This window comes from Nonomuraea aridisoli (assembly GCF_003236395.1).
Taxonomy (GTDB): domain Bacteria; phylum Actinomycetota; class Actinomycetes; order Streptosporangiales; family Streptosporangiaceae; genus Nonomuraea; species Nonomuraea aridisoli.
Window position 1 is genome coordinate 1 of the sequence record NZ_POUD01000509.1, and the last position, 2451, is coordinate 2451.

A 2451-nucleotide genomic window follows, 5' to 3' on the forward strand; every position below is an offset into this window, starting at 1 on the left:
GTTCCAGCCTGGTGTCAGCCATGCTTTCAACTGACCGCGACACTCATGCGCTGTCACGGTTACACCTCGGTGTGAAACGGAACTCACCTCATGTGGTGACACCGGAACTCAATACCGGCTCACTAGCTGGTCCGTCAGAGCCTCATTCGGGCACGGTGGGAGGCGAGGTCTGCGACCTGCCGCTCACGTGGTGATACACATCTGCTTTGTGTCGGAAAAGAGGCTTATATAACGCGCGGCAGGGGGATTCGGCCGGGCCTCGGTCCAGCCCGGGATCGAAAAGGCTTGAGCATCTGCTGTGCATGGCGCTGAAGATCAGCCCGAAGCACGCCGATATCCCCCATGGGCCCATATATACAAAATGGCACACATCGTAAGATTTGGGCACAATATCACCTCTGGAGTAGGCGCGGAGCTCGGCCCGAACGCTCATCCATTGGTCGGTGTAGCCGCTAACTGTCGTTACCGACATCTAAATCCGCGATGTCACTGGAGTGCTGGCTAGAATCGTCACGTGCTGTCGACTGGGACGCCACCCGACTGGGCGTGGGTGGACATTGCAGTCCCGCGCCGGTCAGGTCCGCCGGGGATCAGCATGGCCGGGTTCCGTCAACGTGCCTCCGCACTCGTGGACATCGCCATGGTCGCGCACCCGTCCGTCACCCTGATCATCGACCTGACCGAGGGAGAAGGCCTCGTCTACGACGCCCAAGGCCGACACGAACGCGGCAGTGTCGTCATCGGGCTCCTCCCCGGCGATCTTCGAGCAACCGGCCGGGGGGTCGGCGAGTGCCTCCAGATCCGGCTGGAGCCGGCTGCGGCGGCTGCGGTGTTCGGCGCAGCGACCGAGCTCAAAGGGACGGTGGTATCTCTCGAGGATGTATGGGGCCGCGACGCCGGGCGAGCCGAGGACAGGCTGCGCGCCGCCACGTCGTGGGACGAACGGTTCACGGTCGCGGCGGAAATCCTCGGCCGGCGGTTGGGCGCCCGCCCACCCGTCGATCCGGAAGTCGTCCATACCTGGCGGCGGACGCTCAACAGCCGGGGGCGGGTGCGGGTCGACGGCCTGGCGGACGAGGTCGGCTGGAGCCGCAAGCGCCTGTGGTCCCGCTTCCGGTCCCAGCTGGGCATCACACCCAAACGCGCCGCCCGACTGGCGCGGTTCGACCATGCCGTCCACCTTCTCGCGGCGGGTCACACCGCCGCCGGCGTTGCCGCCGAGAGCGGCTACGTCGACCAGTCCCACCTCCACCGTGAGGTCAAGGCGTTCGCCGGGCTCACGCCCACGGCCGTGGCCGTCGCGCCGTGGCTCGCGATTGACGACGTCGCATGGCCGGTCAGGGCAGTTTCGTCCGCGGAATGATTCCGGCCGTGGAGGGCCGGCTTGACTGACAAGGAATTCGTTCTGGTAAGCACCTCATGGACGCGGATTGGCTTACCACGAGTCCAGATCACGGACACGCCGGGAGCTTTCCACGCCGTGAGTCACTGCTGGCCTGCGGACTGTGTCCTGTTCGGTTCCAGCATCTGAGGTCCGCGAGTTCATGCTCAAGAGCGGCCCGGCGCGCTTGGGCCGCGGGGACGAAACCGCCTAAGGGTCGACACCTCATCCTGGATGTCCTGCATACGGGCACTGAGGGCAGCGCCCTGGTCGGAAAGGTCTTGGGCGCGCTGGGTGGTGTGCCGCAAGCGGGAAGTGAGCAGGTGCGCCGGGTGGAGCAGGCAGCCCAGGCGGCCGACCGCCTCCGGCACCTCCGTCAGAGCATCAGCGAGACCCGGCAGCAGCTGGAGGAGCTGCGTCAGCGCGAGCAGGTGATCATCAGCGAGCTCGACGCCCTACGGCCCTGGTCTCGGGCCCGCCGCCGCGAACTGGCAGCGGAACTGCCCGAGGTACGGCGCAACCAGACTCGTCGGCACGAACACCTGCTCCAGGTCCTCGATCAGAGCACAGGCGTGGAGCAGATCGCCCGCCGGGCCGCCGAGCAAGCCCCAGCACCGGTCACCTGGCCGCTGGTACGGCGTCACCACGCCGACCTGGGGCGCGACTTCGACGCCGCCCACCGCGGCGCCCGCAGTAGCGATGTCACCGAGGCCGCCCGGCGTGCCGAAGAGGCCCGGGCGGCCTGGGCCGGCCTCCAGCAGAAACTGGCCGCGGCCAGGGACGAGGCTGCCCGGCGCGCCGATCTCCCACCCGACCAGCGCGATATCGAACGCGCCGCCCTCGTTGAGCACGCCTGATAGCAGCACCAGACAGCCTCGGAGCGGGACCCGCTAGATTCTGCCGACGGTGCCCAGCGCGCCCTCGCACACCCCCGCAGGCAGCCACCGCAACGCGATCGCAGCACAGTCGAGCACGGCCGGGATATTGGTCGGTAACTACGCATCTTCGCTGTTTGAGGGGGGTTCCGGTGGAGTGCCCACCTGCGTTACCGCGTCCGCAACCCCTGACGC

Annotated in this window: 2 protein-coding genes; both read left to right on the forward strand. The window is 67.4% G+C overall.

All coding sequences use genetic code 11. The features are described 5' to 3' along the window. The first annotated feature begins 628 nt into the window (after window positions 1-628). Complete coding sequence (locus C1J01_RS47555) at window positions 629-1363, forward strand: AraC family transcriptional regulator (protein WP_235855151.1); 735 nt, start codon at window positions 629-631, stop codon at window positions 1361-1363. Between the two features lie 350 nt (window positions 1364-1713). Next, entirely contained in the window at window positions 1714-2238 is a 525-nt protein-coding gene (locus C1J01_RS47560) for a hypothetical protein (RefSeq protein ID WP_111185686.1), read from the forward strand. The last annotated feature ends 213 nt before the right edge of the window (window positions 2239-2451 follow it).